The 6,284-nt window shown below is 62.7% G+C and carries 9 protein-coding genes; 1 reads left to right on the forward strand and 8 read right to left on the reverse strand.

Annotation, left to right across the window (positions count from 1 at the left end):
• Nucleotides 1–163 precede the first annotated feature (163 nt).
• The 3 genes from QU595_RS29340 to QU595_RS29350 form a co-directional block, all read right to left on the reverse strand.
• On the reverse strand, nt 164–427 hold the full coding sequence (locus QU595_RS29340) for a helix-turn-helix transcriptional regulator (RefSeq protein ID WP_315928723.1): 264 nt from the start codon (nt 425–427) through the stop codon (nt 164–166).
• 405 nt (nt 428–832) lie between these two features.
• Nucleotides 833–1,027 (reverse strand): hypothetical protein, encoded by a 195-nt coding sequence (locus QU595_RS29345; protein ID WP_315928725.1) that lies wholly within the window; start codon nt 1,025–1,027, stop codon nt 833–835.
• Nucleotides 1,028–1,066: 39 nt separating this feature from the next.
• Entirely contained in the window at nt 1,067–1,270 is a 204-nt protein-coding gene (locus QU595_RS29350; RefSeq protein WP_315928728.1) for a CsbD family protein, read from the reverse strand.
• Nucleotides 1,271–1,458: 188 nt separating this feature from the next.
• Here QU595_RS29350 and QU595_RS29355 point away from each other — a divergent pair, with 188 nt between their 5' ends.
• A complete protein-coding gene (locus QU595_RS29355; protein ID WP_315928730.1) occupies nt 1,459–1,920 on the forward strand; it encodes a transposase in 462 nt (153 codons plus the stop codon).
• Nucleotides 1,921–2,033: 113 nt separating this feature from the next.
• Here QU595_RS29355 and QU595_RS29360 read toward each other — a convergent pair whose 3' ends face one another.
• From QU595_RS29360 to QU595_RS29380, 5 genes are all read right to left on the reverse strand, one after another.
• Nucleotides 2,034–3,074 carry a DUF3445 domain-containing protein gene (locus QU595_RS29360; RefSeq protein WP_315928732.1) on the reverse strand — a complete coding sequence of 347 codons (1,041 nt, stop codon included), beginning with the start codon at nt 3,072–3,074 and terminating at the stop codon, nt 2,034–2,036.
• 98 nt (nt 3,075–3,172) lie between these two features.
• Nucleotides 3,173–4,138, reverse strand: coding sequence for a PDR/VanB family oxidoreductase (locus tag QU595_RS29365; RefSeq protein WP_315928734.1), 966 nt, complete (start codon nt 4,136–4,138; stop codon nt 3,173–3,175).
• Nucleotides 4,135–4,725 carry a dimethylamine monooxygenase subunit DmmA family protein gene (locus tag QU595_RS29370; RefSeq protein ID WP_315928736.1) on the reverse strand — a complete coding sequence of 197 codons (591 nt, stop codon included), beginning with the start codon at nt 4,723–4,725 and terminating at the stop codon, nt 4,135–4,137. Before QU595_RS29370 ends, QU595_RS29365 begins: the two co-directional genes overlap by 4 nt.
• 22 nt (nt 4,726–4,747) lie before the next feature.
• Nucleotides 4,748–5,881 carry an aminomethyltransferase family protein gene (locus QU595_RS29375; protein ID WP_315928738.1) on the reverse strand — a complete coding sequence of 378 codons (1,134 nt, stop codon included), beginning with the start codon at nt 5,879–5,881 and terminating at the stop codon, nt 4,748–4,750.
• A 281-nt stretch (nt 5,882–6,162) separates the two neighbouring features.
• The coding region (locus tag QU595_RS29380) for a formate--tetrahydrofolate ligase (RefSeq protein WP_315925732.1) at nt 6,163–6,284 on the reverse strand (122 nt) is incomplete at its 5' end.

Below are 6,284 nucleotides of genomic sequence, written 5' to 3' on the forward strand. Positions count from 1 at the left end.
CAAATCGCGGGTAAACAACGCTGCGCCCGATCTGGGCGCTTCAGGACGATATTGCTCGAAGGGAAAAGACCTCGCCATGCACTGCATGGCGGATGTGGTGTGCGGCCCGCATCCACCACCGGCGGGCATTTTGCCCAGACCGGCGGCTGCGGTGCCTGAGCCGTCAGGCGGCGTCCGGAATGTCCGACTGGTCGTCGAAGATGCCGTCGGGCAGTCCGAGCGTGCGGGCGACGCGGTCGCGATAGCCCTTGTCGAAACGGTGACCGGCTTCCAGCCGCTCGATCTCGTCGATGGTCAGGCCGCTGGTGACGGCCACGTCCTGGATGGTGTAGCCGAGGTGCTCTCTATAGGCACGGACGATGTTCGTGCCTGCCGAGATCGCTTTCAATACCGCTTCAGGCAGCAGAACGGGCGTTGCATTAGCCATTTTGCCTCCAAATACAGGGGTCGGCCGTACCGAAACCCGAAACAGGGCCGGCCGATATGACACAAGATGTCTGGGTGCCCAAAAGGCGGGCGACATCCGAAAAATGCGGTCACTCTCGAACTAGGGAGAGGCGCGCGCGGAATATGACCTCTAGAGGATGCTGAATCAAGCTCTTAGGCGATTTTCTGCCGCTTGTGCGATCACGAAATATGATCGCTGCCGGAGCCGCCAGAATATTAGCAATTCCGGGAGGATGGCCCGGAGCCACCTCGCGCATTGTTTCAGAAAAGGACCTTTCGGTAACGTTGATTTGACCTGCGCGCCCGACCGCGCCGCACGCTGGGCGGGAACACATTCGCATAGACAGCCGCCGCCCGACCGGCCGGAGCGGATCGCCCCGGCCAGTCAGTTCATCGGAGTCTGGCTTTCTCCCGGCAATTGCGATCGCAATTGCTCCGTCACCGACTCCGCGACCGACAGCAGGCTATCCAGTTCGTCCAGCCTCTGGTCTTGCAGGCCGATAATGAACATCCTCAGCGCCCGCAACTGCACCTGGATATAATCCGCGTGCCTGGTCTCGAGGGGCGCTGTGTCGGGCATGGTTTTCTCCGTCGAAACGTCCCTGTCCACTACGGCTCTTTACCAGTTCATGCGGTTGTACCAGTCGTCGACGTCGCGCTTCGCCTGGTCCTTGGCAAGGCCGTATCGTTCCTGGATCTTGCCTTCCAACTGGTCGCGGCGGCCGTTTATGACGTCGAGATCGTCATCCGTGAGCTTACCCCACTGCTCCTTGGCCTTACCCTTGAGCTGCTTCCAGTTCCCTTCAACCCTGTTCCAGTCCATGTCTTTCTCCTCGTAGGCGAAATGGCCTTGAGGTTGAACGCATCGCGGCGGGATAGGTTCGATAAAAGGTCATGGCGCTCGAAGAAGCGTGGCATGACAGACTTGCGAACCATCTGGCAGCCAGTGATGTTGACTAAGCATGAAGACTTGAAGAAAACTGCAATTCCAAACCTTTAAGGGGAACGCCAATGCCTGACAGCAACGACGCCGAGACGGCTAAGGCCGCGGCCGCGACAACTGCGGCAGCAGACACGACCAAGGACGTGCCGAAGAAACCCAAACCGCCGAAACGCGCGAAAAGCGCCGAAACCGCGCAGCCGACGGTTGCCAGGGGCGCGCAGGCGCGCAAGGCCGGCTCCGCCCGAAGGAACTACAGCGAGGACGAGCGGGCGCAGAAGCTCGGCGCGATCGAGAAGCTGCTGGCCGGGGGCCGCAGCACCGTCAAAGACGCCGTGCACAAGGCCGGCATCACCGAACAGACCTACTACCAGTGGAAGAAGAACGCCAGGAGCGGCGGCTCAGGCCAAAAAGACGATCTCAAGGAACTGGTCAGACTCGAGCAGGAAAATATTCGCCTGAGGAAATTGCTGGCCGAGCAATTGCGCAGCGAAAACGCGGAACTTCGAAAGCGACTGGGCCTCGACAAATAGCCGGGCCAGCGTCGATCTGCGAGCGAGTTCATCTCGTCCGCTCGTCCGCGAGATGAAAAAAGGCCGCCGGAACCGATCCGGCGGCAGAGGTCATCCTGTTGGTGCGGTGCCGATCAGTCCGGGCCGAAACCAGGCGAGGTCGGCGCGCCGTCGTCATGTTTCGACAGCCATTCGACCACGGTCGGGCGATAACGGGTCAGCCCCTTGTACTCGGCCAGCTCGTTCGGCAGGTCGCGCAGCACGCGGTGGAAGCGGCGCGCCCATTTGCGCGACGTCACCAGCTCGTCCATCTTGATGAGATAGCAGCGGATCGGGAACACCAGCCCGTTGGAGCGCGGCAGGCGGAAGAAGGTCTGCAGCTCGACGCGCAGATGCACCTTGTCGCCGACATTCTCCGGCGTCACGGTCGTGCGGTCGGTGCCCCACTTGTGGAAGTTCTCCGGGCTCGTGTCGAGGCGCGGATTGATCGTCATCGTCCAGTTGAGGCGGCGCGCGGGCTGCCCCTGCTGGATGTTGGTCAGGAACTTCAGCGCACGCTGGAAGATGCCCATCTCATGGGCCAGCGGCACCGGGGCGTGCCACTCGAAGAAGTTCATGCCGATGTCGAAATCCAGCGACCAGTCGGCCTGCGTGGTGACCATGCCGGCATCCATCCACAGATTGCCGTCGCGCTGGTCGAGCAAGGCGAAGTCGCCCTGAGTCTGGCGGGTGATGTATTCCATCGGGCCGTAAGGCAGGGTGGATTCGTCGCCGAAGGTGAAATGGTCGTCGATGCCGAGCGGCCGGTTGATCCAGTGCCACTTGTCGCCGTTGCGCGTAAGCGTGAACAGTTCCGGATAGCTTTCGGCCTTCTTGGTCATGATCAGTTCAAGAAGGTCCCAGCCGGCCAGCGTCATGTGCGGCAGGGATTGGCAGCGCAGCGGGTCCTCCGCCAGCACCAGCGCCCGGTCGTGCATTTCCGAGACGTAGTGCTCATCAACGTCGAACGGGTGCTCGAAGACGCTGCCCTTCGGGCCGGATCCGTGCGGCTCGATGTTCACCGAATACATGTAGGCGTCTTCATGGAAGGGGAACGGGAAGCGCCTTATCTGCTCCGGGCTGTTCTTGAAGGTATAATCGTCGCGGAACGATTCCTTCCTGAAATTGATTCCCATCTGTTCCTCCCTGTCGTCCTGATCCCGGAGCGAAAGGATTACGGCCTTCGCCCCCACCTCATTCTCCAGCCGGCGGGTTTCGGGCCCGCCGGGCCCGATCAGCGCTCGAGAACCAGCGACCTGCCTTCGAAGCGCGACACGCACGGCATGATCTTGCAGCCCGACTTGTGGTCCTCCTCCGAGAGCCAATGGTCGTTGTGCAGGAACTTGCCATCGTAGGAGATGACCTTGGTCTCGCACTGGCCGCAGACGCCGCCGCGGCAAAGATAAGGCGCGTCGACCCCCGCCGCCTCGATCGCCTCCAGCAGGCTCTGCTGTTCGCCGACATGCACGTTGATGCCGCTGGCGGCGAGCGTGACGTCGAACGGCTTGCCGGGCTGCGGCGCCGCGAAGTGCTCGAAATGCACCGTCTCGGACGGCCAGCCGGCCGCGAGCGCGGTTTTGCGCACCCAGTCGATCATTCCGCTCGGACCGCAGATGTAAAGATGCGTGCCGAGCGGCTGCGAGGAAAGCAGCTCCTCGAGCGGCAGCTTCTCGCCCCGGTCGTCGTGGTAGAGGTGGATGCGCTTGCCGTAGCGGGAGCGCAGCACGTCCGAATAGGTGCCGAGCGCTTCCGTGCGGCAGGTGTAGTGAAGCTCGAAATTGCCGCCCTCGCCGGCGAGCTGGGACGTCTGCGCCATGAAGGGCGTGATGCCGATGCCGCCTGCGATCATCAGGTGCTTCTTGGCCCTGAGATCGAGCGAGAACAGGTTGACCGGATTGGAGATCACCATGCGCATGCCCGGCTTGACCTGCCGGTGCATGAACAGCGAACCGCCGCGGCCGACATCGTCGCGCCGCACGCTGATCGTGTAGTCGTGCGTATCGAGCGGCGAACTCATCAGCGAATAGGGGTTGAGGCGGGTGCGTCCCTCGTCGCGCATTTCGACGACGACATGCGCGCCGCCGGAGAAGGTCGGCAGGGTGCCGCCGTCCGTGCGCTGGAAGTGGAAGCGCTTGACCAGATCGTTCACGGTGACGACGTCGGAGACGGTGACGTCGATCTTGCTTGTTCCGGCGCTCAACGGAAAATCTCCTCTTGCGGCGGGATGTCGGACGGGTCCTCCGCATTGATGCAGACGCCCTGGAAGGCGGCGTGCCTGCGCGAATAATGGTCCCGAACCAGCAGGATCAGGCCGCAATGCGCGCATTTGGCGGGCTGCGTCGTCACGTTCTCGGTGATGCCCTTGCAGTGCACGCACTGGACGCGACGCGCCAGGGAACCGCGATGCTCCGTCTGGATCGAGGCGGGATCGTAGCCGGCTTCCATGGCGACCTGCTCGGCCTGGCCGATCAGCCCTTCGGTACCGGCCAGATAGATGCGCAGGCCCATATGGGCCGTTGCGAAGGTCTGGCGCAGCCGCGGCAAAGCGGCGGCGAAGGAAGGGCCGACATAGAGCTGCGCGGGCTTGAGAGCCTCGAGCGCTTCGACATATTTCGCCCCGGTCTCGCCCGGGACGAACATGATATGTGCGTTGGCGAAGAAACCGTCAGGCGCGGACTTCGCCATGTCGAGGATCGCCGCCGCGCCTTCGGCGTCGGCGATCAGCAGGTGGTTACGGCCGGGCTGCGGTGAAAGGGTCCCGTAGACCGGTCGACTTAGCATCGTCATCGCCGGCGTCCCGTCCACTTGATCAGCCCTTCGCCGTCCGCTTCAGCTTCTTCGGGTCATCGAACGGCAGCGATTGCGCCGTCGCCTTGACCTTGCCGCTGGCGTTGTGGATCTCAAGCGGCGTGCCGATCACGGCACAGTCGACATCCAGGCGGGCGATGCCCATCGACTTCTTCACCAGCGGCGAATACATCGCGCAGGTCACGACACCGACCTTCTTGCCGTCGCGATAGATCGGAGCACCTTCGTCGGCCGGCTTGTCGCTGTCGAGCAGCACGCCGAAGATCTTGAAGCGCTCCTTGCCCTTGAGGCGATAGTGCTCTTCCGCGCCACGGAAACCAGTCTTGCCGGGGCTCACGGTGAAGTCAAGGCCGAGCTCCCACAGCGTGTCGCCGGGGCCTTCGTTCTCGAACGGGTACTTCTGCGAGTTGTCGTAGGGATAGAACAGCAGGTAGCTTTCGACGCGCAGCATGTCGAGCGTGGTGAAGCGCGTCGGGATGATGCCCATCGGCTTGCCTTCCTCGACGATCCTGTCCCAGATCGCCGGCGCGTCCTGGCCGCGGCAGAAGATCTCGTAGCCGCGCTCGCCGGTGTAGCCGGTGCGCGAGATCATCACCGGGAAGCCGAAGAGCTGCGTCTGCATGTGATGGAAGTAGTTGAGGTCGCGGATGCCCGGCACGTGCTTGGCCAAGTAGTCGACCGCGGCCGGGCCCTGCAGCGACAGGTCGTGCAGATTGTCGTCGAAACGGACCGACACGTCGCGGCCATGGGCTGCGCGGGTCAGTTCCTCATGGCCGGAGCCCGAGCCATGGACGACCATCCAGGAATTCGTCGAGATGCGGTAGATTACGCAGTCGTCGGTGAACTTGCCGGCATCGTTGAGCATGCAGGCGTAGACGGACTTGCCGGGATAGATCTTCTCGACATCGCGGGTGGTGGCGAGATCGATGACGTGGGCGGCGTGGGCGCCGGTGATATGGACCTTCTTCAGGCCCGAGACGTCCATGATGCCGGCCTTGGTGCGGATGGCGACATATTCCTCGTCCGCATCCTTGTCATAGGTCCATGCGGTACCCATGCCGCTCCAGTCTTCCAGCTTGGAACCAAGAGCGCGGTGGCGATCGGCCAAAGTCGAAAAGCGCCAAGTCGCAGTCATCGATATACTCCTCCGTTTCCCTCGCGCGCCAGATCAGCGGTGCTGTACCAGGCGGCTATTCTTTGTTGGCCGCATAATGGACCAACTCCTGCCCCAAGGGCAATACCAAAATTCAACAAACTTTACTGCCAGGCAACTAACCACCCTTCAGCAAAGGGCAAGCCAGCGCCCCGGAATGCTTGCATTCCGCGCCTTGCACGATAGCGGAGCCGGTCAGCGCCGCCATAGTGCCAAATGGCCCGGCCGGACCTGGGCGGTCCGGCCGGAACCTGATCCCTGCCTCAGCTCAGTCCTTCGATCTGGCCCTGTTCGTTGAGGCGGATGTTTTCGGAGGACGGCTTCGAGGGCAGGCCGGGCATGGTCATGATCTCGCCGCAGATGGCGACGACGAAGCCGGCGCCGG

This window comes from Mesorhizobium sp. SP-1A, from assembly GCF_032460275.1.
In the GTDB taxonomy this organism is placed as follows: Bacteria; Pseudomonadota; Alphaproteobacteria; order Rhizobiales; family Rhizobiaceae; genus Mesorhizobium.